At 73.3% G+C, this 24,684-nt stretch carries 18 protein-coding genes, 1 tRNA gene and 2 pseudogenes; 8 read left to right on the top strand and 13 right to left on the bottom strand.

The genetic code is table 11. The features are described from left to right. Positions 1 to 4 precede the first annotated feature (4 nt). A complete protein-coding gene (locus tag ACFVXH_RS26900) occupies positions 5 to 493 on the bottom strand; it encodes a carboxymuconolactone decarboxylase family protein (protein WP_074002918.1) in 489 nt (162 codons plus the stop codon). Positions 494 to 586: 93 nt separating this feature from the next. On the opposite strand from ACFVXH_RS26900, the gene ACFVXH_RS26905 reads away from it, so the two are divergent. Beyond that, positions 587 to 1,540 (top strand): pirin family protein, encoded by a 954-nt coding sequence (locus ACFVXH_RS26905; protein WP_387827910.1) that lies wholly within the window; start codon positions 587 to 589, stop codon positions 1,538 to 1,540. 74 nt (positions 1,541 to 1,614) lie between these two features. On the opposite strand, the gene ACFVXH_RS26910 is transcribed toward ACFVXH_RS26905, so the two are convergent. Beyond that, complete coding sequence (locus ACFVXH_RS26910) at positions 1,615 to 1,764, bottom strand: hypothetical protein (protein WP_387827913.1); 150 nt, start codon at positions 1,762 to 1,764, stop codon at positions 1,615 to 1,617. Positions 1,765 to 2,195: 431 nt separating this feature from the next. Between ACFVXH_RS26910 and ACFVXH_RS26915 the strand changes: the two genes are divergently transcribed. Both ACFVXH_RS26915 and ACFVXH_RS26920 read left to right on the top strand, forming a co-directional pair. After that, positions 2,196 to 4,190, top strand: coding sequence for an FkbM family methyltransferase (locus tag ACFVXH_RS26915; RefSeq protein ID WP_387827916.1), 1,995 nt, complete (start codon positions 2,196 to 2,198; stop codon positions 4,188 to 4,190). A gap of 3 nt (positions 4,191 to 4,193) precedes the next feature. Beyond that, positions 4,194 to 4,925 (top strand): annotated as a pseudogene (locus ACFVXH_RS26920) (glycosyltransferase family 4 protein). A gap of 699 nt (positions 4,926 to 5,624) precedes the next feature. On the opposite strand, the pseudogene ACFVXH_RS26925 reads toward ACFVXH_RS26920, so the two are convergent. From ACFVXH_RS26925 to ACFVXH_RS26955, 7 genes and pseudogenes are all read right to left on the bottom strand, one after another. Further along, positions 5,625 to 6,026 (bottom strand): annotated as a pseudogene (locus ACFVXH_RS26925) (acyl-CoA dehydrogenase family protein); the annotation flags it as partial. After that, a complete protein-coding gene (locus tag ACFVXH_RS26930) occupies positions 6,020 to 6,922 on the bottom strand; it encodes a CaiB/BaiF CoA transferase family protein (RefSeq protein WP_387827919.1) in 903 nt (300 codons plus the stop codon). The gene ACFVXH_RS26930 and the pseudogene ACFVXH_RS26925, both read right to left, overlap by 7 nt. A gap of 54 nt (positions 6,923 to 6,976) precedes the next feature. Further along, positions 6,977 to 8,422 carry a CoA transferase gene (locus tag ACFVXH_RS26935; protein ID WP_387827922.1) on the bottom strand — a complete coding sequence of 482 codons (1,446 nt, stop codon included), beginning with the start codon at positions 8,420 to 8,422 and terminating at the stop codon, positions 6,977 to 6,979. Positions 8,423 to 8,491: 69 nt separating this feature from the next. Further along, entirely contained in the window at positions 8,492 to 9,229 is a 738-nt protein-coding gene (locus ACFVXH_RS26940; protein WP_117486169.1) for a helix-turn-helix domain-containing protein, read from the bottom strand. A gap of 186 nt (positions 9,230 to 9,415) precedes the next feature. Continuing rightward, complete coding sequence (locus ACFVXH_RS26945; protein ID WP_380740864.1) at positions 9,416 to 10,141, bottom strand: DUF4232 domain-containing protein; 726 nt, start codon at positions 10,139 to 10,141, stop codon at positions 9,416 to 9,418. Positions 10,142 to 10,268: 127 nt separating this feature from the next. Beyond that, a complete protein-coding gene (locus ACFVXH_RS26950) occupies positions 10,269 to 12,986 on the bottom strand; it encodes a BTAD domain-containing putative transcriptional regulator (RefSeq protein WP_387827926.1) in 2,718 nt (905 codons plus the stop codon). A gap of 478 nt (positions 12,987 to 13,464) precedes the next feature. Next, on the bottom strand, positions 13,465 to 14,739 hold the full coding sequence (locus ACFVXH_RS26955; RefSeq protein WP_387827929.1) for a hypothetical protein: 1,275 nt from the start codon (positions 14,737 to 14,739) through the stop codon (positions 13,465 to 13,467). A 341-nt stretch (positions 14,740 to 15,080) separates the two neighbouring features. On the opposite strand from ACFVXH_RS26955, the gene ACFVXH_RS26960 reads away from it, so the two are divergent. After that, a complete protein-coding gene (locus ACFVXH_RS26960; RefSeq protein WP_387827932.1) occupies positions 15,081 to 15,266 on the top strand; it encodes a hypothetical protein in 186 nt (61 codons plus the stop codon). Between the two features lie 18 nt (positions 15,267 to 15,284). Here ACFVXH_RS26960 and ACFVXH_RS26965 read toward each other — a convergent pair whose 3' ends face one another. Then, on the bottom strand, positions 15,285 to 15,911 hold the full coding sequence (locus tag ACFVXH_RS26965; RefSeq protein WP_387827934.1) for a hypothetical protein: 627 nt from the start codon (positions 15,909 to 15,911) through the stop codon (positions 15,285 to 15,287). A 792-nt stretch (positions 15,912 to 16,703) separates the two neighbouring features. On the opposite strand from ACFVXH_RS26965, the gene ACFVXH_RS26970 reads away from it, so the two are divergent. Continuing rightward, positions 16,704 to 17,141, top strand: coding sequence for a hypothetical protein (locus tag ACFVXH_RS26970; RefSeq protein ID WP_387827937.1), 438 nt, complete (start codon positions 16,704 to 16,706; stop codon positions 17,139 to 17,141). A gap of 587 nt (positions 17,142 to 17,728) precedes the next feature. On the opposite strand, the gene ACFVXH_RS26975 is transcribed toward ACFVXH_RS26970, so the two are convergent. The 3 genes from ACFVXH_RS26975 to ACFVXH_RS26985 form a co-directional block, all read right to left on the bottom strand. Beyond that, positions 17,729 to 17,805: transfer RNA gene (locus tag ACFVXH_RS26975), tRNA-Met, on the bottom strand. Between the two features lie 33 nt (positions 17,806 to 17,838). Then, positions 17,839 to 18,102, bottom strand: a complete 264-nt coding sequence (locus ACFVXH_RS26980; RefSeq protein ID WP_074002931.1) for a hypothetical protein — start codon at positions 18,100 to 18,102, stop codon at positions 17,839 to 17,841. Between the two features lie 171 nt (positions 18,103 to 18,273). Then, complete coding sequence (locus tag ACFVXH_RS26985) at positions 18,274 to 20,340, bottom strand: FG-GAP-like repeat-containing protein (protein WP_387827940.1); 2,067 nt, start codon at positions 20,338 to 20,340, stop codon at positions 18,274 to 18,276. Positions 20,341 to 20,773: 433 nt separating this feature from the next. Between ACFVXH_RS26985 and ACFVXH_RS26990 the strand changes: the two genes are divergently transcribed. The 3 genes from ACFVXH_RS26990 (at position 20,774) to ACFVXH_RS27000 (ending at position 24,551) form a co-directional block, all read left to right on the top strand. Further along, positions 20,774 to 22,726 (top strand): PIG-L family deacetylase, encoded by a 1,953-nt coding sequence (locus ACFVXH_RS26990; RefSeq protein ID WP_387827943.1) that lies wholly within the window; start codon positions 20,774 to 20,776, stop codon positions 22,724 to 22,726. Between the two features lie 181 nt (positions 22,727 to 22,907). Then, a complete protein-coding gene (locus tag ACFVXH_RS26995; protein ID WP_387827946.1) occupies positions 22,908 to 23,957 on the top strand; it encodes a LacI family DNA-binding transcriptional regulator in 1,050 nt (349 codons plus the stop codon). 153 nt (positions 23,958 to 24,110) lie between these two features. Further along, positions 24,111 to 24,551: a helix-turn-helix domain-containing protein gene (locus ACFVXH_RS27000; RefSeq protein ID WP_387827949.1), complete on the top strand. Its 441-nt coding sequence runs from the start codon at positions 24,111 to 24,113 to the stop codon at positions 24,549 to 24,551. Positions 24,552 to 24,684 lie beyond the last annotated feature (133 nt).

Genomic DNA, 24,684 nt, shown 5'->3' on the forward strand with positions numbered 1-24,684 from the left:
GTGACTACCGGGCCGGGGCCGGACGGACCGGGTGCTTGCTCAGGATCGACACCCGATTGAAGGCGTTGATGGCGATCGACACCCAGACCGCCGCCGAGATCTCCTCGTCGCTCAGCACCTCGCGCGCCACGCCGTACGCGGCCTCCTGGAGCGCCGCGTCCGCCGGGGCGGTGGTCGCCTCGGCCAGCCCGAGCGCGGCGCGCTCGCGGTCGCTGAACACCTCGGTGTCCCGCCAGGCCGCGAGCACGCCCAGGCGCTGGGCGGTCTCGCCCTCGCGGATCGCGGCCCTGGTGTGCACGTGCAGGCAGTAGGCGCAGCCGTTGATCTGCGACACCCGGAGGTTGACCAGCTCGATCAGCCGGCGGTCCAGTCCGGCCGCGGCCGCGACCTCGCGCGCCGCCTCGGCGGCGGCCAGGAACGCCTTGTACGCCTGGGGGCTCTGCTTGTCGATGAACACCCGCCGGTCCGTCGGAACCGCCGCCACATCACTCACCTGGACTCCTTAGGCTGATCAGGCTGTCGTGCGCCACTCTGCCATGGCATGATAGTTGAATATAGAACTAATTGCACCTGGGAGGGACCACCCGTGAGCACCGCCGAGACCGACCGCGCCGCCACCCCCGCCGCCGACCCGCGGGTGGAGGTCCTGCCCGCCCGGGACGTGCCGCTCGGCGGCCCGCGCGCGATGACCGTACGCCGCACCCTGCCCCAGCGCTCCCGCAGCACGATCGGCGCCTGGTGCTTCGTCGACCACTACGGGCCCGACGACGTCACCAGCACCGGCGGCATGGACGTCGCCCCGCACCCGCACACCGGACTGCAGACCGTGAGCTGGCTCTTCACCGGCGAGATCGAGCACCGGGACAGCCTCGGCGTCCACGCGTACGTCCGGCCCGGCGAGGTCAACCTGATGACCTCCGGCCGCGGCATCGCCCACTCCGAGGTCTCCACCCCGGCCACCACCGTCCTGCACGGCGTCCAGCTGTGGGTCGCCCTGCCCGAGGAGCACCGGCACACCGGACGCGACTTCCACCACCACGTGCCCGCCCCCGTCGCCCTGGACGGCGGCGAGGCCCGGGTCTTCCTCGGCACCCTCGCCGGCGACACCTCCCCCGTCCCCACATTCACCCCGCTGCTCGGCGCCGAGCTGACCCTGCACCCCGGGGCCACCGTCACCCTCGACGTCGACCCCGCCTTCGAGCATGGCCTGCTGGTCGACAGCGGACACGTCCGCCTCCTCGACACCCCGCTGCGCCCCGCCGAACTCGGCTACGCCGCCCCCGGCCGCGACACCCTCACCCTCACCAACACCGGCGACACCGACGCCCGCCTGGTCCTGCTCGGCGGCACGCCCTTCGAGGAGCAGATCGTCATGTGGTGGAACTTCATCGGACGCTCCCACGAGGACATCGTCCAGGCCCGCGACGAGTGGCAGGCCGCCACCGACCGCTTCGGCGCCGTCCAGGGCTACCCCGGCGACCGCCTCCCCTCCCCCGAACTCCCCGGCCTCCCCCTCAAGCCCCGCGGAAACGCCCGCTGACCCGCGCGTTACGCGATCGGGGGTGCGGCGCCCGGGTCCACCGCACCCCCGAGCCGGGGCACAGGGCCGGCCGTTCAGCGGTGGAAGCCCCGGTGGGGGGCGCGGGCCGTGACGTTCCCGAACGGTTCGAACCAGGCCCCCGCGCGCAGGTCCCCCACACCGGGCTGCCGGTTGGCGTCGCCGTCGGGATCCTCGATGCCGTCGAAGCGGGAGCTGTAGAGCATGAGGACGTCGGTGTCCTGTGAAGAACATGTCCGTGCCGGCACCGAAGTCGTAGTCGTCGCGGTGGGCCGGCGGTGTGCTGTGCGGGCGGCAACGGTGCCACCGCGCACGCCGCCGTGACCAGAACCGTCATGGAGCCGATGCCGGCGGACGTGATCTCGACGACCGCGACCACCGCGGGTACTACCCCGGTGGCATACGGGAACGCGGCCGAACGGCTCCAGGCCTGCAGGTGGGCGAACGCGGAGCGCCACACGGGACTCATGCCCCGATTCTGCGGGAGAGGACGGTGATCGTCGTCAACTGACGGGTTGATAACGGGGGTTGGCGTCATACCACGGGTTGACGTCCGGGATCGCATCCCGGTTTGACGATCCCGGCCTCCCGGATCCCGAGACTGGTGTGCACATCCCGACCAAGGAGGCTGGGCCGGTTGAGCGCACCACGTCTGCTGACGCACCGCACCGTTTCCACCACCGCGTCCAAGCCCGGTGCCTGGTGGGCACACCGGCTGCCGCCCGTCGTCGCCTGGACGCTGTGCGCGCTCTTCGCCGGAGGACTGGGCCTGGCATCGACCCTCGGCCCTCACCGGGTGTGGGGCGCGACGGCGGCCGGGGGGTACCTGGCGGCCGCACTGCTCAGCGGACTCGGGCAGGGGGCGTGGCGGCGCCGGGCGGTCCGGGTGGCCGCGGCCGGGTCGGTTCTGGTCCCGCTGGTCCTGCTGGTCCTGCGCGGCCAGGGGCAGCTGGAGCTCGACGTCGTCCAGCGCTCGGGTGAGCGACTGCTGTCCACGGGCGTTCCGTACCTCGACCGGCCCGCCGCCCTCGCGGACTACAACCCCTACCTTCCCGGCATGGCGGTCTTCGGCCTGCCACACGCGCTGCTGGGCGACGTGGTCGCCGGCGACGCGCGCTGGTGGTTCACGCTGTCCTTCCTCGCGGTGATCGCCGTCTCGGCCCGCATCACCGCGGGGCGTCGCGGAAGCGTGGGGCTGGCGGCACTCGCCGCTTTCCCCGCCGTCGCCCTCCCACTGGCCGTCGGAGGGGTGGACCTGCCGGTGAGCGCGCTGATGTGCCTGGCGCTGGCGCTGGCCGGGACCGGGCGGCCGGGCGGCACCGGACTGGCGCTGGGCGCGGCGGCCTCCTTGAAGTGGACGGCCTGGCCGCTCGTCCCGGTCGCGCTCGTCCTGCTCGCGACGGTCCGGGGACGGAGCGCGGCGCTGCGGGCCCTCGCCGTCACCGTCGCCGTCGCCGGGACGGTGGTGATCCCGTCCGTACTGGCGACCCCGGGTGCCCTCCTGGAGCACACGGTTCTGTTCCCCACCGGCGCCGGCGTCACCGCCTCCCCCGCGGACAGCCCGCTGCCCGGTCATCTCCTGGCAGCCCACGTGCCCGGGGGCCGCGCGCTCGCCCTCGCCCTCCTGGCGCTGGCCGCGGCCGCGGTGGGCACCTCGCTCCTGACCCACCCGCCCCGGACCGTCGTCGCCGCCTCCGACCGGCTGGCCCTCGGGCTGGCCCTCGCCATCTGCCTGGCCCCGGCCACCCGCTTCGGCTACCTCGTGGTGCCCTTCGTCCTGGTCGGCTGGGTCCGGCTCCGCCCGGATTCCCTCGATCAAGGAGACCGCATGCGCACCGTCGCCGTCCCCCGGCAACACCCCACCGGCCGTCACGCCCCCCGACGCCGACTGCGCTGGACCCACGCCCTGCTCCGGCGACTGGGCCGCCGGGCCTCCTTCGTGGAGGCGGAGATCGACGGCCTGGACCGCGTCGTGCGCGAAGGGGACGTCTGCCTGGACATCGGCGCGGAGTACGGGCTGTACACCTACGCCCTCGCCCATCTCGCGGGCCCCGACGGCACGGTCCACAGCTTCGAACCACTGCCCGACGCCCACCGGGTACTCCGCGCCGGCACCCGGATCCTCGGCTGCCGAACCGTCACGACCCATCGCGTCGCGCTGGGCCGCAGCGCCGGAACCCATCCGATGAGCGTTCCGTACCGGCACAAACTCCCGGTGCACGGACATGCGTTCGTCACCGACGGCGCGCACGGAATCGGGCCGAACGCCGAGTTCCCCGAGGAGCGGCGGCTGATGGTGCGGGTCCGGACGCTCGATGCGCTGACCGACGCCCGGACCGGAGGGCCGTTGCCGGAGCGGATCGACTTCATCAAGGCCGATGTCGAGGGAGCGGAACCGCTGGTCGTCGAGGGCGCGCGGGCCACCCTGTTGCGGAACCGTCCCGCGCTGTTACTGGAGATCGAGGCCAGGCACCTCGCCAAGTACGGCGAGCATCCGGACCGTCTGGTCGGCCGACTGCGCGAGCTCGGGTACGCGATGTACGTCTGGCGCGACGACCACTGGCATCCCGTGGACCGGGTCACCGAGGCCCACCGCAACTACCTGTTCACCATCGTCCCGCCGGAGGCCTGAACCATGCCGCGCACACTCGTGGTCACCAACGACTTCCCGCCCCGACAGGGAGGGATCGAGACCTTCGTCCACGCGATGACGGAACGCTTCGCCCCGGACGGCGTCGTCGTCTACACGTCCTCCACCCCGGGCGCCGCCGCCTTCGACAACGCCTTCCCCTGCCCCGTCGTGCGCGCCCCGTCCCGCACCCTCCTGCCGACACGGCGCGTGACCGCCCGGGCGGTCGAGCCGGCCCGCCCAGTACGACTGCGACAGTGCGTGGTTCGGCGTCGCCACAGCGCTCGGAGCTGGGGGCAGGACCCTATGAACGGGGCTTGCGCAGGCTGGCAGCGCGCAGGGGGATGAGCGGCTCGGTCGTCTTCGCAGGAGGCCGCCCACACCACGAGATGCCCCCCTACTACGCCGCCGCGAACGTCTTCGCGATGCCCTCCCGGACGAGGCGGGCCGGCCTCGAAGTGGAGGGGCTCGGCATCATGTTCCTGGAAGCGGCGGCGGCCGGCCTGCCGGTGCTGGTCGGCAACTCCGGCGGCGCCCCGGACGCCGTGCTCGACCGGGAGACGGGGAGACGGGGAGACGGGACAAGTCGTGGACGGACGGCGACCGGACATCCTGACGGACCGGCTCTCGGAGCTGCCGGCCGATCCGGAAGCCGCTCGGACGATGGGGCGCAAGGGGCGGACATGGGTGAGCGAACAGTGGGGTTGGGACGACGCGTTCCGTCGACTCGCCGGGTGACTGGGCACGGTGTCGCACCCAGACACGCACCTCCGCCATCAACGACCACGTTTCCAGGGCCCCGACGGCAAGCCCCTCCACCCCGCCACGGTCAGCTGCGGGACGCTTCCACGAACTGCGCGAGCAGGCCGGGCTCCCCCACGTCACCATCCATGACCTGCGCCACCTCGCCGCGACCCTCGCCCTGGAGGGCAGCGTCTCCATGGCCGTCATCTCCAAGACCTCGCGGCACTCCACCCTGTCGACCACCGCGAATGACGACAGGCGCGGGGCGAAGGCGAGCAGTTCCGGGTGGCTGCCGGGGATGGCGTGCGGGTCGGCGGTGGTCGGCAGGACGCTGCGGACGGTGTCGACCAGGGTGCCATCCAGGCGGGTGCCGAGGTCCTTGACCAGGGCGGCCTGGGTGTCGGGCGAGGCTTCGGTGTCCAGGGCGGCGGCCACGCCGAGGGACAGTCGGCGGATGCCGTGCAGACGCGCTGCCAGAACGCCGACCTCGGTGAGCTGTTCGGCTGTCGCGGGGCGCCGCTCCAGTTCGCGGAGCAGGGAGACCAGTAGGGGGAAGGTGGACAGGTAGGGTTCGGGGCCGCTGCGTTCGAAGGCGAGTTCGCCGGTGACCTGCTTCCAGCCGCCGCCCCGCTGCCCGAGCAGCATGCCGTCGGGGACGTCGACGCCTTCGAGGTGGAGGGCGTTGAAGCGGTGCTCGCCGCTCATCAGCCGGATCGGCTCGACCCGCACGCCCGGGGCGCGCAGGTCGACGATGAACTGGCTGAGGCCGGCGTGCCTGTCCTCGGCCTCATCGGTGCGGGCGAGGACGATGGCGTAGTCGTTGACGTGAGCGCCGCCGGTCCACATCTTGGTACCGGTCAACCGCCAGCCGTCAGCGGTCCGTTCGGCACGGGTGGCGACCGAGGCGAGATCGGAGCCGCTGCTCTTCTCACTCATGCCGATGGAGAAGAAGCACTGCCCGGCGGCGATCCGGGGCAGGAAGAAGCGGCGTTGCTCCTCGGTGCCGTGCTGGAGGACGGACGGACCGGCCTGCCGGTCGGAGACCAAGTGGGCGCTGACCGGGGCGCCGGCGGCGAGCAGTTCCTCGATCACCACGTAGCGCTCCAGGAAGGGTCGAAGCCGGCTTCGCGGAGGACCTCCTCGGTGTGCTGGCCGATGGCCGGGCAGGGCCGTGGCTCCGGCTCCGGGTAGGCCGAGTAGCGGACCGGGAGGCCGATGACCCGGTAGCGGCCCTCGGTGGGGTGGTCGGCCTCGCGCAGCAGGCCGCCCTCGCGGGCGTAGGCGGTGGTGGCGGCGGAGGCCAGGTCGAGCACGGGGGCGGCCGCGATGCCCGCCCGGTCGCAGAACTCCTGCCACTGGGCACTGGTGTGGTGTCCTGTCAGTCCGGCGAGCAAGGGATAGAACGCGTCGGCGTTGCGGGCCCGGTCGGGGCCGGTGGCGAAGCGCGGATCGGCGGCCAGTTCGGGGCGGCCCGCGAAGGCGGTGAAGTCCCGCCAGTTGCGGTCGCTCTGCGGCAGGATGCACATCCAGCCGTCGGCGGTGCGCAGGGCGCGGCGCCGGGGGCTGAGCGAGCGCGGCGAGCCGAACGCCCCGTCGGTCGCCAGGGCGGCCGCGCCCAGGTGCTCGACCAGGTTGAAGGCGAGCATGGTGTCGGCCATCGGGACCTCGATGTGCTGTCCGGTGCCGCCGTGCTCCCGGTGGTGCAGCGCGGCCAGGACCGACTGGGCGATCTGCATGCCGCAGATCTTGTCGGCCAGCACGGTGGGAACGTAGTGGGGTTGGCCGGAGACCTGGTGGTTGAGCCAGACCAGGCCGCTGGCCGCCTGGATGATGTCGTCGTACGCGGCGCGGGTGCCGTAGCGGCTGTCGCTGCGGAAGCCCTGGGCGTTGGCGTAGATCAGGCCGGGGTTGACGGCCGCGACGTCGTGGTAGCCGAGGCGGAGCTTCGCCAGGGCCTGCGGGCGCAGGTTGGTGATGAGGACTCGCTGCATCGGTCCGCACGGGGCGGCGGTTCCGGTTGCCAGGGCTGGTCGCGCAGAAGTGGCTTAGCGCCAGTGGAGAGCAGCGGACCCGAGCGGGGTCCGCCGGCCGGGCTGGGGGACCGTGCGCCCGCTGTACGCGAACGGTGTCGCCGGTTCGGTGAGCGGGCCGAAGTCCGTCTCCGTGGTCGACAGCGCGGCGAGCGGCGCGCGCCCGGGCCGGGGCAGGCCGAGTACGTCCTCCCGCGCGAGCAGACCGAGTTCTCGCACCCAGTGGCACACCCCGGCCAGGGTCACGCGGATCCGCCACGAGCCGCCCTCCGCCGCACGTCGGCGCAGGACGGTTGCGACGGCGGCAGCCCCGAGGTAGGCGGCGAGGTAGTCGTTGAGCAGGTACGTCGGCGGCAGCGACGGCCGGTCGGTCCACTCCTCGATGGCGAATCCGGTTGCCGAGCAGGCGAGTTGGTCGAACCCGCCGCGCTCGCCCCACGGACCGTCGGCGCCCCAGGCGTGGTATTCGAGGGTGATGAGTCCGGGGCGGCGCCGGACGAGTTCCTCGGTCGACGCCCCGTGCCGGGCAAGTCCCCGGTAGGCGTGGACGAAGACGTCCGCGTCCTGGAGCGCGTCGTGGAAGGCCGCACGGTCGTGGTCGTCGCGCAGGTCGCAGTAGGCGTTGCGCTTGCCGCCGCCGGTCATCGCGATCATCGGGATCGGGTCGGGGCGGTCGGGACGCGACAGGTGCAGCACGTCGGCGCCGAACTGGGCGAGGAGCCGCGCCGCGACGGGACCCGCGATGACGTGGGTGAGATCGAGCACCCGTACGCCCGCGAGCGCCTCGTCGGCCGCGCCGATCGGCTCCAGCGGCCGGACCGGTCCGTCGCCGACACGTTCGATCTCGACGACCGGGCGCTGCGCGACGTACCGCCCCGCGGGGTGCGCGAGCCACTCGTCCCGGCTGCGCACCGCGCAGGCGACGCCGCCCCGCGCGCAGACGGCCTCCTCCAGCGTGAAGGCGTCCCAGCCGGCCACGGCCTGCGCGATCCCCACCTTGTCGAGCCCGCACCTCAGCACGGAGTGGACCGCGTCCCGCAGATGCGGATAGGTGGTGATGATGAAGATCCACCGGCCGTCGCGCGCCCGGTAGAAGTCGCTGTTGCCGAGCAGGGTCGGGTCGTCGAGGAGGGAGAGGAGCGGGCGTCCCGAGAGCGTCGTGTGGTACGTCGCCATGAGCTGGTCGATCGCGGCCCCGGCCTGCACCTCGACCCTCTGGTGCGGGTGGCCGCGCTGTTCGCCGACCGCCGCCGTCTGCCGCCCGAAGACACCGATCGCGGCGGACATGGCATCGGCGAGGCGGTGCACCGAGGGCACCAGGGGATCCGCCCCGACGACGGTGACGTCCTCGACCCCCCGGGCCGGATCGGGGTCGCCGAGCGTGTGCAGCAGCCGGAGGACGATCTCGGCGGTGGACGGCGGAGGCGTCGGCCCGGCCGTGGTCAGCGGGTTCGAAGTCATGCCGGGATGCTCGTTCCCGACACGGCACGAGCGCCCGCGTTCACGGATATCCGTGAACCGGTGCGGACGTCACGTCCGCCCCTCCTGGATGTGCGCGAGGAGCCGGGCCGCCGCCCGGTCCAGACTCAGCCGCTCCGAGCGGCCACGGCGCCGGTGCGTCAGGACGAGGGCGCCCGTGACGACGGGGCCGTCGGTGACGGGGATCGCGAGCGCGCTGACCTCGGGATCGGCCAGACCCTCGCTGCGGCTGATCCGCGACGCCCGGATCCCCGGAAGAGCGCGGCGGAACTCGGCGACCGCCTCGGGGTCGTGGCGGGCGAGCTCGTCGAGCAGCCCGCGGCGCTCCGCCTCGTCGGTGAGAGCCAGCAGCAGACGGCCCGCGGCGGTGCGCAGGAGCGGCCGGGCCATGTGCTCGTCGGCCAGCGGCAGGAGGCGGGGGATCTCGTCCTCGCCGCCGCGCGCCAGGTGCACGGCGTCGAGCCCGACCCGCACCGTGAGCAGCACCGGGGTACCCGCGACGCGGCTCAGTTCGTTGAGCTCGGCCTGGCCGATCCGCGGGACGACCCGGCCGGCGATGAGGTTGAGGACGTGCGGGGCGGGCCCGAGCCGGAAGCGCCGGCGCTGCTCCAGCAGGAACCCCGTCGCGACAAGCCCGTTGACCAGGTCCTGCACCGAACTCGCCGGTGCCCCGGCCGCCCGCGCCAACTCGGCCACGGTCACCCCGCCCGGCGCCCGCGCGGCGGCCTCCAGGATCCACACGACCCGGTCCACCGTGCGGTGCGGCCGTCGTCGGCCGTGCTCGCTCATCCCGCCCGCCCTGTCCCTGTCGTACGTCGCCGGCCGATCACGCCGGCACGGCCCGCCGGTTCTCCCCCGCCACCCGACGATCAGGCCGGCCCCGGCCTGGCACCTGCACCTGCCCCTGCCTACATCGGCGCCTGATCCACGCCGTCATGCCGAGGATCGTGCGAACGGACGGGGCCGCGCCAGGCGCTACCGTGCCGCGAAGGCCCCGACCTTGAAGTCGGTGCCGCAGACGCTGAAGACGCCGCCCGGCGAGCCGTTCGCCTTCATCACGTTCACCGTGGTGCCCGCGTCCTTGGGCAGCGCGACCTTGACGTGGGACGCCTGCACCGCGCACGTGTAACGGGCCGACGCGGTGCCCTCGCCGTTCACGTCGTTGTACAGCACGTCCGCCACCACCGCGGCGCCCGCCGGGATGTCGACCGCTGCCGAGCCGGCCGTGGAGTTGTCCCCCGAGACCGGGCTCGCCTTGCCCTGGTCGTCGGCGGCGACCACGGTCGTCGGGCCGACGATGGTGCAGGGGGCGCCCGAGCTGTTGGTGATCTTGAGGGTCGCGGCGGCGGGCTGCGCGTCACTGGCGTGGCCCGAGGACTGGAGGAACGCCACCGAGGTGTTCTTGGTCGTGCAGGCCGCGGTGACGCCGCCCCCGCCGGTGCCGGAGGACGTCTTGCCTCCACCGCTCGTGCTCGTCTTGCCCCCGGACGGCGCCGAGGCCGCAGCCGATGCCGAGGCCGCAGCCGAGGCCGCAGCCGGCGCCGACGCCGAGGTAGAACCCGACGGGGCGGCTGCTGACGCGCTGGTGCCGGCGGCGCCGCTGTCCTGCGTGCCGCTGACGTCGTTGCAGGCGGTCAGGGACAGGGCGAGCGCGGCGACGGCGCCGACGGCGAGCAGGGTGGGACGGGTGGTGGTGCGCATGGCTGGTTCCCCCGGTTCTCGTTCGTGGGTCGCGATCCTGTACGAGGTCGCTTCCCCTTGCAGGAACGAGGGTGTTGCGGCGCGCTGGCAGATCACTAACGAGCGCGGCGGCGGTCCTAACGCCTGGCTAACGCGCCCGGATCCTGGCGTGTGCCGCCGCGTGCCGGCGCCGCAGTTCGGGCAGTGCGTCCTGGTCGGCGATGTGCAGCAGGGCATCGAGCGCGGTGACGGCGCCCGCGTCGTAGCCGGTCCGCTCGGCCTCGAGCGCGGCCTGCGTTAGGCAGCGCCGCCCGGCCACGGTGTCGCCGAGCCCGGCCAGCGCCTCGCCCTGCCAGGTGCGCAGGAGCACCCGCCGGGCGACCGCCTCGTGCTCCGGGCCGAGGCCGAGCGCCGCCTCGGCCGCCTCGTACGCCTGCCGGTGGCGGCCCGCGCCGAGGTGGATGCGGGCCAGGTGCTGGAGCGCGAGCATCCGGGTGTGCGCGTCGTCGACCTCGGTGGCGAGCGCGAGGGCTCGGGTGCAGGCCGTTTCGGCACCGGGTTCGTCGTCGGGGAGGGCCGCGGCGAGGTTGACCAGGGCGGTGGCCTCGCCGAGTACGTCGCCTGCGCAGGCCGCGAGTTCGGGTGCGACGCGCAGGTGCCGGACGGCCTCGGCGGTGCGGCCCTCCTCGGCGAGCACCCAGCCGAGCAGGGTCAGGACGCGGGCCTCCGCATAGGGGTCGGCGCAGGCGCGGGCGTCGGCGAGGGCGGCCTCCAGGGTGGGCGCCCAGTCGGCGAGGACCCGCCAGACGACGAGCGGCCACTGGGTCACCGCGATCCGCCAGGCCCGCTCGGGCCGGTCCTCGGCGCGGGCCGCGGCGGCGATCAGGGCGAGGTCGTCGCGTTCGGCGGCGAACCAGCCGAGCGCCTCCTCCCGGCTGGTGAAGTCCCGTACTGCGGGCGGCTGTTGAAAGTCATCGGGCTGCACGAAGGCGGGCTCCCCGCCAGGTTCCGCGGCCTCGGACGCGGACAGCGCGGTCGCCACGCAGTGGTCGTACAGGCGCAGCCGGGCCGCGGCACGGGCGGCCGGGTCGCGGCTCTGGCCACGCGCGTAGAGCCGGACCAGGTCGTGCAGGACGTAGCGGCCGGGGGCGGTCTCGGTGAGCAGGTGCGCGGCGACCAGGCGGTCGAGGGCGCGGGCCGCGTCCGGCGGGGTCGTGCCGGCGAGCGCGGCGGCGCTGAACCGGTCGACGTGCGTGCCCGGGTGATGGCCGAGCGCGGTGAACTGCTGCGCCGCGTCGGCGGGGAGGTGGGCGGTGGTGAGCCGCAGCGCGGAGGCGACGCCGATGTCCTCGGCGGCGAGCAGCTCGAGCCGCTGGCGCTCGTCGGCGAGCCGGTCGGCGAAGGAGGCGAGGCCGAGGGTGGGGAGTTCCACGAGCCGAGCGGCGGCGACCCGCAGCGCGAGCGGCAGCCCGCCGCACAACTCGGCTGTACGCCGGGCCGCTTGGGGATCGGCGGCGGTGCGGTGCTCGCCGAGGAGACGGGTGAGCAGGGCCACGCTGTCGTCGGTGGCGAGGACGTCGAGGGCGAGGACGCGGGCGGCGTCGGAGGCGACGAGACCGGCGAGGCGGGCACGGCTGGTGACGACGGTGACGCAGCCGGGTCCCGTGGGCAGCAGCGGACGCACCTGGGCGGAGGTACGGGCGTTGTCGAGGACGACGAGCAGGCGCAGTTCGGCGGTGAGCGAGCGGAACAGGGCACCGGCGGCGTCCGCCGACTCGGGCATCCGGCGCGGTGGAACGCCGAGAGCGACGAGGAACTCCCGCAGCAGCTCGGCCGGTTCGGGGTCCGAGGTGTCGCTGAACCCGCGCAGATCGGCGTAGAGCGTCCCGTCGGGGAAGTCGGAGTGCCGGTCGGCCGCCCAGCGCACGGCCAGCGCGGTCTTGCCGACCCCGGCGGGCCCGGTGACCACGACGACCGGCCCGTCAGGTCCGGCCGCGGCCGCGGTCAGCGCGGCGCTCTCGACGGTGCGGCCGTGGAATCCGCGCGGGGTACGGGGCAGCAGGTTGGGCCGGAACTGCACTGACTCCAGGACGGGTTGGGGCGCATCTGCCCGGACCGCGGGGGCGCTTTCGGGGCCGAGAGCGACGGTGAAGGCGGCGGTCAGCTCGGCGCCCGGACGGGCGCCGAGCTGGTCGGCCAGGACCTGGCGGGCGTGGTGGTAGGCGTCCAGGGCCTCCGAGGAACGCCCCGCGTGGTGCAGCGCCTCGACCAGTCGGGCGGCCAGCGGCTCGCGCAGCGGATGGGCCCCGGTCTCCGGCCGCAACAGCTGGACAGCGCGCTCGTGTTCGCCGCCCGCGACGTACGTGTCGGCGAGCAGCTCGACCGCGGCGAGCCGCGCCTCGTCCAAGGTGTGCGCTGCGGAGCGCAGCAGCGGCGACGGGTAGGCGCCGGCCAGCGCGGGGCCCTGCCACAGGGCGAGCGCCTCGGTGAGCAGCGCGGCCCGGTCACCGGGGTCGGTGGCACGGCGGGCGAGCGCCACCAGGCCGTCGAAGCGGTGGGCGTCGAGCAGCGTCTCCGGCAGTTCCAGGTGGTACGCGGAGCCGCGCGTGCTCAGCTCGACGCCGTACGCCGATGCGTCGACACCCGCCAACAGTGCCCGCAGGCGCGAGACATGGCCTTGGATCACGGTGCGCGCGTGCAGGGGAGGTTCGTCGTCCCACAGCGCCTCGGTGAGCGTGTCGACCGAGACCGCGACATTGGCCCGCAGCAACAGCATCGCGAGCAGGCTACGCCGCTTGGCGGGCCCGAGCGGCAACGGCCCGTCGCTCCCGCTGACCGACACGGGGCCGAGGACCTGGAACTCCATGGACGGAACCCTATCGTCCGATGGCTACTGGGAATCGGGAGGTCGAACTTCACGGATACCGCACCGCTCCGTCACCGACCACGTACTCCCACTCGACTGCTCTGTGCCCCGGCCCGCACCCTCGCCGGACACCGACTGCTGCGCGAGCTGCGCCGCCGACACCCCCTGAACGGGGCGGCAGCGCCAGGTGGCACACCGCCGGGGCCTGACGGGGCAGGACTACTGACCGCGCTGTACGGACGCCGGGCGCCGCGCCTGCTGCCGCCGGACTTCGCCATCCGGGCCGCGCTGCTCGGCGGGCGCGGGGCCCGGAAGAGCGTCGCCCGCACCGGCGGCGACTACGGCCCGTACGAGGGGGCCGGCCGCACGGTAGGTGGTACCGGGCGGCGGGTGGCGGAGGGACTGCCTCGCCCCGCCCACCGCGTGCCCCGGAGTCCCCGGGCGGTCCTGTGGAAGCCGACCGCGCTGGTCCTGGTGCTCACCGTCGGGCGGTCCTCGCCCGGCAGGCCTCGCAGGCGTGGACGCCGGTGTCGCCGTAGCGGCGGATCGGTGTCCCGCAGCCGGCGCACGGGCCGATCTGCCAGGGCTCGCAGCCGTGGGCGAGGGCGGCTTCGCGGCGCTGGGTCTCGGTGGCGTCGAGCCGGCGGTCCTGCCGGGGCACCGTGAACAGCCGTTCGGGGACCTCGTCGAAGGTGTGCAGGCCGGTGCCCGCGGAGTTCCCGCGCCGGGGCCGGGGGTCGTTGAAGGTGAAGGTCTCCTCGCCGTAGCGGCAGGTCGCGTCGAGTTCCTGGCGGGTGTAGGTGATGCCGGCGTCCCCGGCCCCGGGTTCGGCCGGGGAGTCCTCGTCCTCGTCGGGGCCGAACATGTCGTGCCAGCGGTCCCGATCGACCGCGGGCACCCACATCCGGGAGACGGAGCGCGGGTCCCGCTGGTCGGGGATGCGCATCGGAACGAACTCGCCGTCCGCGCTGGCGACGACGAGCTGGTCGACCTCGGTGGGCGCCTTCGCGGGCAGGCACAGCGCGGGCAGGAACCACTCGGCGTGGAAGCGCCCGCAGGAGCTGCCGTTGACCGGGCAGGGCCGCACGCTGCTCGGCAGGCACTTCCACTGCTGCAGGTGCCGCACCCCGGCGCGCACCACCATGGCGAGCGGGGAGGCGATCTCCTTCCAGCTGAAGTCGTCGACCCGGGCCCAGGGTGCCCGCTCGACGACGGCGGAGCGGTCGGTGTCGGTCACCCACAGCGGGACGATCCCGTGCTCGGCGGCCGCGCGGGAGCGGCGGCGGACGGTGTCGGCGGTGATCGGCGAGTACTGGGCCTCCCATCCGATCCGCCGGCCGTCGTCGCCGGTGACGAGGACGTCGGTGCGGATCCGGCCGTCGGTCGCGCGGGCTTCGATCTCGGCCCGGTGGCCGTGGCGTTCGGCGGCCCGGGCGATCCGCTCCTTCATCGCCTGGTGCTTCGCGCTCTCCTCCGGGGTGGGGGTGTGGCGCACCGGCAGGTGGGCGGCCACCCAGACGGTGCGGCCGCCGACCGTCCGGCGGCGGATCGTCATCCACGGGGACCGGCCGTCCTCCTCGGCCTGGCAGGCGCCGTCACGGTGGTGCTCCAGGCACTCCAGGAGCTCGCGCTCGCGCCGGTCGATCGGGGTGGTGACCTCCTCCAGCAGGCCGGGCCGGCCCGGATGGCCGAGGTCGGGCATGGTCAGGTTGATCTCGATGCCGTACGCGGTGTGGAAAACTCCGTTCGCCATATCCGGAGAATAGAAACAGGAAGCGGCAATTTAAACACCGGTGCGAATGTTTAGAATCGGCGAATAAAAGCCTCGAATAACATCAGCCCCACGGTCAACAGGGTCCGGCATTCTGTTTGAATTCCACCCGTGCCCGCCGATCCACCGGCCGACGCCACTCACGCCTTCGTGGCCCGGTCCGTTTTGCCGACGTGGGGGTGGCCCAGTGAGAGGGCCCGTAGCATCCGAGTATCCGTACGGACGCGGAGCGCACACTGCCCACCTGGCGTTCTGCGGGGCGGGCCGAGCATCGCCTTCGGGGAGGGGAGCCCACGTGGCCGACAATGTCACCGGCAAAGGTTGTGCTCCGACCAGCGGACCTGCGGGCATCCGCGGGTACCGCGAAGGGCCTGGGAGAGGACCTGGGCGCACCCGCCCGGACCGCGGCGGCCACCGTCCCGGCCCACGTCGGCGACCACCAGGCCGAAGACGTCCTCGCCCGGGTCGCCACCGGCATCGGCATCACGGAGAAGCCCGCCCGGCCCTAACGGGCCAGCGCGGCGGAATCAGCGGCGCGAGGCCGCACAACGGTCGCGAGGCCGCACAACGGTCGCCTCCGGGCGGTACGGATCGGGCCTCAAGGCATTCGCCAGAGGCGACGAGCGCAGGACGTGCCGGTAGCCGGCAGCACCGCCACCCCGCAGGGACTCCAGATAGAACACCTTCAGGATCACGGCGAGCTCGGCCTCGGTGACGTCCACGCTGCGCCGGCTGGAGCCCTCTACGGTCCGCGCCCTGGCGATCGCCGCGCCCAGCAGGTCGGCGTCGACCCCGGGGAGGAGGCCGGCCTTCGCGTCCTCGCGGACGGCGTGGAGAAGGGGCATGTCGAAGGCACGCACGCTGATCGTGGTGTCCGGCACGCAGTCGTCCACCGGTACGACGGGCTGCTCGGCTGGACGGTCCCGCAGGGCCCGGTAGCGCAACAGGTCCTGCCCCAGGCCGGTTACGCGAACCGCCCACGCCGGGCGGGCTTCGCCGACGGCGAGACCGTCGAGCAGTTCGGGACTCGCGAACTCGCACACCTTCGCTCCGACGAGCCGGCGCACGGTCCCGTGCTCCGCGATCCGGCGCTGTAGGGGCAGCTCCCCGGCCAGCCAGCCCGAACTCTCGGCAGCGACGGCCTCCAGCAGCACCCACTCATCGTGACCCAGAGCCACAAAACCCTCCCTCAACGTGACTGTGCCGCCGATCCTGCCACGCCGCCCTCGACGGCGCCCCGGCCTTCACAAATCCCGGGGGAACACGGCCGGCACCGTCCGATCCCTGGTCCCTCATGCCACCCTCGCCCGGACCGGGCGCAGCGCGATGCCCAGGCATCGGTCCGGACAGGCGGCTCCCGGACGACGGGCAGGCCGTCGGGACGGCGCTGATCCAGCGGGACTCTCACACCACCACCACTCCCCCGCCGTTACCGCAGGCAACGCCCACCGCGGCCATACACCCGCGCAGTCAGCCGTCGTACGGGGTGGGGTCGGCGCCGGCCGCGAGCCGGCCGAGCACCGAGCGGCCGGCGGACTTGTACGCGGCGACCTCGCAAGGCGATGCCTGGCTCGGTCGGCAAGTCCCTTTCCAGGCAAAGGAGTTGAACACTGGCGGCGACCGCCGCGACGTCGGCTACCGCCGTCGCCGGCGCCCGCTCCGGCCGCGGCGCAGTGCGGGTGCGAGAGGACTACGTGCCCCGCACCCGTCAGCGCCGAACCCCGCTTTCCCGGCAGGGGGTTCGGCGGCCCGGGAGGCTCGGGCCAGGGGTTTGCGCGATCACCGACAGGCCATTCCGGTCATTCGGTGGCCGATACCCGCGGAAGGTCGCCTTCTTCCCGGATGCCGCACCCCGGGGTGCGGGGGACTGCCATGCTGGCACCAGCGGAATGTGACATTTCACATTCCGCACATCCTCCTATCCCTGCCCCCGAGGAGAGACACCCATGAAGACCACCGTCATCGCCGTCGTTGCCGCCGCCGCGACCCTGACCACCCTGGCCACCGTCCAGGGGGCCGCCGCCGCGCCGGCCGGGCCGGTCGGCGCGGTCGTGACCTGCGGCACCCCTGGCGCGCCCGGTCCGCTGCTGACCCGGGCCTGCGTCGAGGTGACCGGCAACCAGGTCCGCTTCTACGGGGTGGCCACGGCCGGTGACCCGTCCTGGCAGCCCCAGTCCGTCGGCTTCGCCGTCTCCGGCACGGTCGTCGGCGGCGCCCCCCTCGCCCCCGTCAACCCGACCGTCCTCGTCCAGGCCGGCTCGAACCAGGTCGGCAGCGTCTTCTCCAACGCCCCGTGCGGCGCCACCGTCAGCAGCACCTTCTCGGTGAACCAGCCCGGCTGGCCCGCCTCGACCGCCACCGTCTCCACCGTGGTGGCCTGCTGACACCGGACTCCCGCAGGTGTGCCCCGGCCCGCCCGGGGCACACCCCGCCACCGCCCCTCGGCGGGAGGGCACTCTTCCCGCCGCAGCAGGTCAACCGGTACCCGCAACCCGCCACGACGAACCGGCCGATGTCGCGCAGCCCGAGCACGGGAGTCGGCCGCCGCTTCCTCCCTGGTCGCGGCGGCAGCGTCCAGCGCAACCGCCCGCTCACGGCGCCTCCCGACGCCGCCGGAACCCCGTTCGCCGCCGGCCGCACCCTCGGGAATCCGGGCGATCGAAGCCCACTTCCGGGTGCGGGAGGGCTACCGGGTACTGGCGACGTGGGCCATTGTCGACCTGGGAACGATCGCCCGCGACACCTACCGGAACGACGAGCTCGGCCGGGGCAATCACTCGCCGACCGACCTGGCCGAGCGGCTCGGCGGCTCGCCATCGGCAATCTCCGGCGCCGCGTCCGGGACCGGCTGGAATGCCCCGATCAACAGGTCGACCGGCGTGCTGGCGCACCGAAGAACCGGCGCCTTCAGCAGAGGTCGAGGAACGCCGAAGGGGCGGACACGTGACTGTGTCCGCCCCTTCGGCGTTCGTGGTAGCGGGGACAGGATTTGAACCTGCGACCTCTGGGTTATGAGCCCAGCGAGCTACCGAGCTGCTCCACCCCGCGTCGTGCTCCCGACTGTACGGCACCAGTCGCTGATCACCAACTCGGTTCGGCCCGGGCACCGGCGAACAGCGCGAGGACCGCGCCGATCTCGTTCGGCTTGAGGGCCGCCGTGGCCAGGTTCTTGCTCTCGCCCGTCGGGGGCTCGGGCGGCCGCCAGTCGATGCCGGCGGCGGTCAGCACGGCGACCAGGTGCTGTACGGCGGAGGCCAGGCGGTCGGCGTTCTCTCCGGACAGGACGCGTCCCGCCTTGCTCTGGAGGTCCGCCAGGGCCTTCCTCTGGGAGGCGACCCGTTCCACGTCGGGCGTAGGGCGGCCACCGCCGCGCCGGGGTCGGTGCGGTGGTGGCCGCCCTCCTCGCCGTCGGCGAGCCGCCCCGCCCGGTTGGCCGCCGCTGCGAACGGTGGTCCCGTGCAAGCGCATTGGCCGGGCAGGACGAGTCGGAGGAGTTGGACGGGGCCGACCGGCCGGTCACCAGCCGTCGGTGAGCCGGAGGGCGTGGGAGAAGGAGGCTCCGCCCGTGTTCGTCCATTCGTCGAGGACGCCGTAGGTGTCGTTGCGGGCGATGAGGTCGGCGCGGCCGGTGCCCCGGAAGTCACCGGCGACCGTCTGGGAGAACGGACCCCACCCGTCGGTGACGAGCACCCGGTCGGCGAAGGTGCCGTCCCCGTTACCGGGCCACATGTACAGGTTGCCTGTCGCGTCCTCCCTCGCCATCAGGTCCGCGTGCCCCGTCCCCCGGAAGTCACCGGCGACCGTCTGCGAGAACGGACCCCACCCGTCGGTGACGAGCACCCGGCCGGCGAAAGTACCGTCCCCGTTACCCGGCCACATGTACAGGTTGCCCGTCGCGTCCTCCCTCGCCATCAGATCCGCGTGACCCGTCCCCCGGAAATCACCGGCGACCGTCTGCGAGAACGGACCCCACCCGCCAGTGACCAGCACCCGGCCCGCGAAGGTACCGTCCCCGTTACCCCGCCACATGTACAGGTTGCCCGTCGCGTCCTCCCTCGCCATCAGATCCGCACGACCCGTCCCCCGGAAATCACCGGCGGTGGTCTGGGAGAACGCGCCCCAGCCGGCCGTCAGGTCGGTCCTGGCCGCGAAGGACCCGTCTCCCCGCCCCGCCCACTCGTACAGGTGCCCGTCCGAGTCGTCGCGGGCGACGAGGTCGCCGGTGCCCTTGCCGTGGAAGGCTCCGGCCGTCGTCTGGGAGAAGGTGTGGGAGGGGCTGGCCGGGGCGGGCCGCGGGGCGAGGACCTCGGCGAGGGCCGCGTTCCCGTTGGTGGTGAAGTGCAGGTGGTCGGAGGAGACGTAACCGGCGAACGCGGCGCTCGGGTTGAGCGGGTCGCGGGTCGCCCGGTCGAAGTCGTGGAAGCCGTCGATGGCCGTCGTCGTGCGGATCCAGTCGTTGACGCACCGGCGCACCCGGTCCCGGGCGGCGGTGTAGTCGGCGTGGCCCTGGAAGGCGGGGATGGTGGCGACGGTGAAGCGCAGCCCGGCCGCGTGCGCGCGTGAGGCCAGCTGCTGGATCCCCGACTCGAGCGCGGAGTCGGAGGCGTCGTCCATCGTGATGTCGTTGATGCCCTCGTAGAGCACGACGCTCCGCACTCCGGTCTGGGAGAGGACGTCCCGGTCGAAGCGGTTGAGCGCGCTCTGACCGAAGCCGACGCGTCCTCCCGTCCCGTCGGTGAGGATCCGGTTGCCGGAGATGCCCTTGTTGACGACGCCCTCGGGCGTCGGTCGGGCGCTGAGGGCGCGCCCGTAGTCGTCGGTCCAGCGGGTGTTGGAGTCCTGGTCGGTGTGCCCGCCGTCCACCTGCGAGTCGCCGAGGGCGACCACCGTCCCGTCGCTGCCGGCGGCCGTGACGTCCAGGCCGGCCAGGAAGGCCCAGTAGGCGTACGGGGTGGAGAGGTTGGCGCCGCCCGTGTCCTGGGTGCGGTCGGCACCGTCGCCGGGGGCGGAGGTGTAGGAGGTGGTGAGCGTGTACGGGTGGTAGGGCGCGGTGGTGACCTTGTCGGGCAGCCAGAGGCTGACCAGCAGGTTCTCGTCCGCGGTGACCGGGAAGGCGACGGGGTCGCTGTAGACCTCGCCGCCGGGTGGGATGACGGTCCGGCCCGAACCGCCGAAGGTCAGGGTGACCGGCGTGGCCGCCGCCGTGGCCGGGTTCCCGTTCCGGGCCGAAGTCCGGTCCTGGGCCGCGACGGTGACGTGCCCGATGGTCACCGGGTCCGGGCTGAAGGTGTTCACCAGGCGGATCCGGGCGGAGCTGCCGCCGATGCTGGTGTGGACGACCATGCGCAGGGTCTGCCGCCCCGTCACGCCCGAGGCTGCCGACGGTCCGGCCAGGCTCATGGCGGTACCCCAACTCCCCGTCCAGGCCGCGGACTCGGGGCGAGGCACGCCCGGGCCCGACGCGAGCGCGGCGGGGACCGGCGGGAGCGCGGCGGGGACCGGCCCGCAGCCGGCGGCCGCGTTCGCCGGGGCCGCGGGCGGCAGGGCGGCGAACGCGCCGAGGACGACGGCGGCTGCCGTCATGGCGGACAGGCGGCCCCGCGGTGGGCGGTGGGCGACGTGCACAGGAGTCCTTTCGCCGGGTACGGAAGACCGTTTTCCCGCATGGTTCGGGTGACCAGGAAATGGCGGCGATCCGCTTCCCGGAGGAGGAGGTCCGAGAATGCGCCGAGAAATCTCGGAGACCGCTCGCCATCCACCATGTAATCACCGCCGGCCCGGCTTCCGCCAGGAGGAACATCAGGCGGAAGCCATGGGGAAGTTCCAGCAGAAACCGCGCTGTACAGGCGAGATCGGCGGGAAGCAGACAGAGTGGCCTGATCGTGCGTCAGCTGACTGTCGCGCCTGACGGAATTTGCGATATACCGTCTCGGGCACTTTCCGCCCGACAATCCGCCAATCTCCTCCTGGCGTGATCACCTGTCGAACCTCGAAATCTCGAATGAGGGGACATCACATGGCAATCGGACGACGGCAACTCCTCACCTCCCTCGCGCTGACCGCCCTCGCCGCACCCGTCCTGGCCAAGGGGACCGCGACCCGAGCCTCCGCGGCCACGGGTACGGGTACGGGTACGGCCGCACGTATGGCCGCCGGCTCCGGGCCGCTGTTCATGCAGGTCGTCGCCCACGAGGACGACGACATCCTGTTCATGAACCCGGACCTGTCCAACGCCCTCGCCGACGGCACCCCGTCCGTCACGGTGTTCGTCACCGCCGGGAACATCACCGGTGACCCGTGCGCGGGCGGCTGCTGGGACCCCGCCGGCGACCCGCTGCGCACCTGGAACCGCCAGATGGGCGCCGTCAACGCCTACTCCCGGATGACCGGGGTCGGCGACAACGACCTGGCGACCGACGAGATCGGGCACTGGACGGTCGAGGCGTGGACGGTCGCGGGCAAACAGGTCGAGCGGTACATGCTCAAGGACCGGTCGGTGCACCTGATCTTCCTCAACCTTCACGACGCCGGGCTCGCCAACGTGCTGAACGGCGGCACCGACACCACGGTCGTCCCGAAGGGCAGCCCGCTGTCCGGGCCGTCGACCTACACGGCGGCGGACGTCGTCGAGGTGCTGCGGCAGATCATGGTGACGTACCAGCCGACCGTGCTCCGGGCCCAGGACGAACTCCCGGACACCCGCTACAAGGACGACCACTCGGACCACATCTCCGCCGCGAAGTTCGCGGGCATGGCGGCGAGCCAGTACGGCGGCTCGCTGGTCCAGGTGAACTACCGGGACTACAACATCAGCGACTGCCCGGTGAACCTCGACCCGGCGACGGTCGGCACCAAGGGCGTGTTCGTCTCCGAGTACGCGAGCCACGACCACTCGGGGAACTACGAAACCGCCTGGTTCTCCCGGATGTACTACCGCTGGTCGCGCGGCACCTCCTGGGCCGGGCTGAACCAGGACGGCCGGCCGCAGGTCTTCGTCGTCCGGGCGGGCTCCCTCTACACGTACTGGCGCCAGGGGGACGGAAGTTGGGGCGGCCCGGCACGGTTCGCCGACCCGGGCGGGCGGCTGGCGCCGGGCATCGCCGTCGGGACCAACGCGGACGGCCGGCTGGAGGTCTTCGCCCGCCGCCTCACCGACCACCACATCGTCTCCGTCCCGCAGACCACGCCCAACGGCGTGTGGCGGGACAGCTGGGCCGACCTCGGCAACCCCAACGCCGGGCTCGTCAACGCGGGCCAGGTCGGCGTGCCCGCGGTGGTCGCCTCCCAGGACGGCCGGCTGGAGCTCTTCGTCAAGAACGGCGGCGGCGGCCTCAGCGCGATCCGGCAGACCAGCCCGAACGGCGCCTGGACGACCACCTGGGACGACCTGCACGGCACCGACATCCAGGATCCCGTCACCGCGATCCGCAACGGCGCCGGGAGGATCGAGGTCTTCGCCAGCACCCGCGACGGGGTCGTCAACTGGTGGCAGACCGCTCCGAACGACGCCATCAACGGCCCGGGCCCGATCCCGAACTCCCGGCCGGCCAGCCCGCCCAGGGCCGCGCTCGACCAGGACGGCCGCATCGAACTCGCCTACCGCGAGGCCGAAACCGGCGCGATGCTCGTCAGCTACCAGACCCGGCCCGGGGGACCGTGGAGCCAGTCCCCGACCGACCTCGGCGGCCACAAGGGCGTGGGCGAGCCGGCGATGGCCAACCTCGGCGGTCGGGTCGTCCTGTTCGAGCGCAACGGCGGCGGCGGTGTGAGCACCACCGCCCAGACCGCGCCGAACGCCGGCTACGGCGCCTGGCAGGACCTCGGCGGCACCGTCCTCGACTACCCGACCGCGATCGTCGACGGCGGCGGCGTCCTGTACGTGTTCGCCATCGGCACGGACGGCCGCGTCTACTTCCGCACGGGCACGACGCCCACCAACCTCGGCGGCTGGCAGGGCATGCCCCTGTGACCGCCGGTCCCGTCGGCCGGTCGGGCACCCTCCCGACCGGGCGACGGGCCGGGCGACGGGCCGGGCGCGTGGAAGCGCCGGTGGGGGGGCCCACGGGAGCACCCGTGGAAGCGCCGATGGGAGCGCTCTCACGCCGTGTAGGATGGCCACTCCCGAGAGTGAGCCACACCGGAGTGTGATCATGCCCCGAACTGACAGGCCGGGCCCCGGTGGCGCCCGGCCTGCCGCGCGACCGACGGTGGAGGACGTGGCCGCCCGCGCGGGAGTCAGCCGGGGAACGGTGTCCCGGGTCATCAACGGTTCGCCCAAGGTGAGCGCCCGGGCGAGGGAGGCCGTCGAGCACGCCGTCGCCGAGCTCGGCTACGTACCCAACCAGGCGGCACGGTCCCTGGTGACCTCGCGCACCGACGTCGTCGCCCTGGTCGTCCCGGAGAGCCTGTCGCGGTTGAGGTCGGAGCCGTACTTCGCGGACGTCATCGCCGGGATCTCCGACGAACTCGCCTCAACAGACCTTCAGTTGCTGCTGACCTTGGTCCGTAATGAGGACGAGCGCGAGCGTCTGACGCGCTACCTCACCGCGCGTCGGGTCGACGGGGTGCTCCTGGTCTCGGTGCGCCAGGACGACCTGTTGCCCGACCTGCTCGAACAGCTCGGGATGCCGGCCGTACTGGGCGGCCGCCGGTCCGAGCGCGAATCGCTGAGCTACGTCCACGCCGACAACGCCGGCGGGGCCCGGGCGGCCGTCCGGCACCTGGTCGGACTCGGCCGCACCAGAGTGGCCACCATCACGGGGCCGCTCGCCATGGAGGCGGCCGGGGCACGCCTGGCGGGGTACCGGGAGGCGCTCACGGAGGCCGGCCTCGCTCCGGAGGACGCGCTCGTCGCCCACGGCGACTTCACCGAGGCGGGCGGCTACGCGGCGATGCGCGAGCTCCTGGCCGAAATGCCCACCCTCGATGCCGTGTTCTGCGCCTCCGACCTGATGGCCGTGGGCGCGTTCCGGGCACTGCGCGAGGCCGGGCGGCACGTGCCGGAAGACGTGGCCGTCGTCGGCTTCGACGACTCCGTCATCGCCCGTAGCACCGAGCCGTCCCTCACCAGTGTTCGCCAACCGACCGAGGCGATGGGGCGATTGATGGTCCAGCTGCTGCTCGAGGAGATCGCCGACCCCGGGCGGCCGCGTCGTCAGGTGATCCTGCCGACCGAACTGACGGTCCGCGCCTCGGCCTGAAGGCCTCGAACGGCCTCGAACTGAAAGGCCGTCACGTCCCGTTGTTCCGGTATGAGCCACGGCCGCGTGTCACGGCTGACCTGGGCATAAGGTGCTGCTACGCTCCCGATGGGTGTGGGAGCGCTCCCATGCGCCAAGATTCTGGGGGGTGACATGTCGAAGGCACAACAAGGGGATTCGGCATTCGGGGGCATACTGAGGGCGCTTCGTCGTGAAGTGGGATTCACGCATGAGGAACTCGCCCGGCGTTCCCAGGTCAGTGTGAGAACGATCAGCGACATCGAGCGGGGCCGGGTGCTCCGACCACAGCGCCGCTCCGTCCAACAGCTCGCGGCGGCGCTCGGCCTGAGGGCCTCGCGACTGGAATGGTTTCTCCGTGCCGCGCGCGCCGTTCCCGGCGGCGGGCTCGATCAGCCGGACGGGAGCCGTAGCGAGACGCCGGCCGCCGGGGAGGTGGACGAACAGCCGTCCGCGGTGGTCGTGATGGTCCTGCCGATGACCGCGACCGGCGGGAGCGGCCCGTGCTGCAGGCACCGCCGACGCTGTCCGCAACCCCGCCCGACCGGGCCCCGACCCGTGCGCCGGGCCGGTTGACGGCCGTCGCGTGCGGCGGGCAGGCGCCGGCGGCCACACCTCCGCCACGAGGACGCCGAACGCGTACGCCCGCCCCACCGGCGCCGTCCGGTTGGGGACGTGCCACCGGCGACTCGGCCGGGCGAGGCGGTAG

Source organism: Kitasatospora sp. NPDC058184 (assembly GCF_042883725.1).
Lineage (GTDB): Bacteria > Actinomycetota > Actinomycetes > Streptomycetales > Streptomycetaceae > Kitasatospora.

Coding starts and splice junctions, on each gene's coding strand:
- ACFVXH_RS26910 (WP_387827913.1), bottom strand. CDS start 1,764: ATGCTCTACAGCTCCCGCTTCGACGGCATCGAGGATCCCGACGGCGAC.
- ACFVXH_RS26930 (WP_387827919.1), bottom strand. CDS start 6,922: ATGCAGCGAGTCCTCATCACCAACCTGCGCCCGCAGGCCCTGGCGAAG.
- ACFVXH_RS26935 (WP_387827922.1), bottom strand. CDS start 8,422: ATGACTTCGAACCCGCTGACCACGGCCGGGCCGACGCCTCCGCCGTCC.
- ACFVXH_RS26940 (WP_117486169.1), bottom strand. CDS start 9,229: ATGAGCGAGCACGGCCGACGACGGCCGCACCGCACGGTGGACCGGGTC.
- ACFVXH_RS26945 (WP_380740864.1), bottom strand. CDS start 10,141: ATGCGCACCACCACCCGTCCCACCCTGCTCGCCGTCGGCGCCGTCGCC.
- ACFVXH_RS26950 (WP_387827926.1), bottom strand. CDS start 12,986: ATGGAGTTCCAGGTCCTCGGCCCCGTGTCGGTCAGCGGGAGCGACGGG.
- ACFVXH_RS26955 (WP_387827929.1), bottom strand. CDS start 14,739: ATGGCGAACGGAGTTTTCCACACCGCGTACGGCATCGAGATCAACCTG.
- ACFVXH_RS26970 (WP_387827937.1), top strand. CDS start 16,704: ATGAAGACCACCGTCATCGCCGTCGTTGCCGCCGCCGCGACCCTGACC.
- ACFVXH_RS26985 (WP_387827940.1), bottom strand. CDS start 20,340: ATGACGGCAGCCGCCGTCGTCCTCGGCGCGTTCGCCGCCCTGCCGCCC.
- ACFVXH_RS26990 (WP_387827943.1), top strand. CDS start 20,774: ATGGCAATCGGACGACGGCAACTCCTCACCTCCCTCGCGCTGACCGCC.
- ACFVXH_RS26995 (WP_387827946.1), top strand. CDS start 22,908: ATGCCCCGAACTGACAGGCCGGGCCCCGGTGGCGCCCGGCCTGCCGCG.
- ACFVXH_RS27000 (WP_387827949.1), top strand. CDS start 24,111: ATGTCGAAGGCACAACAAGGGGATTCGGCATTCGGGGGCATACTGAGG.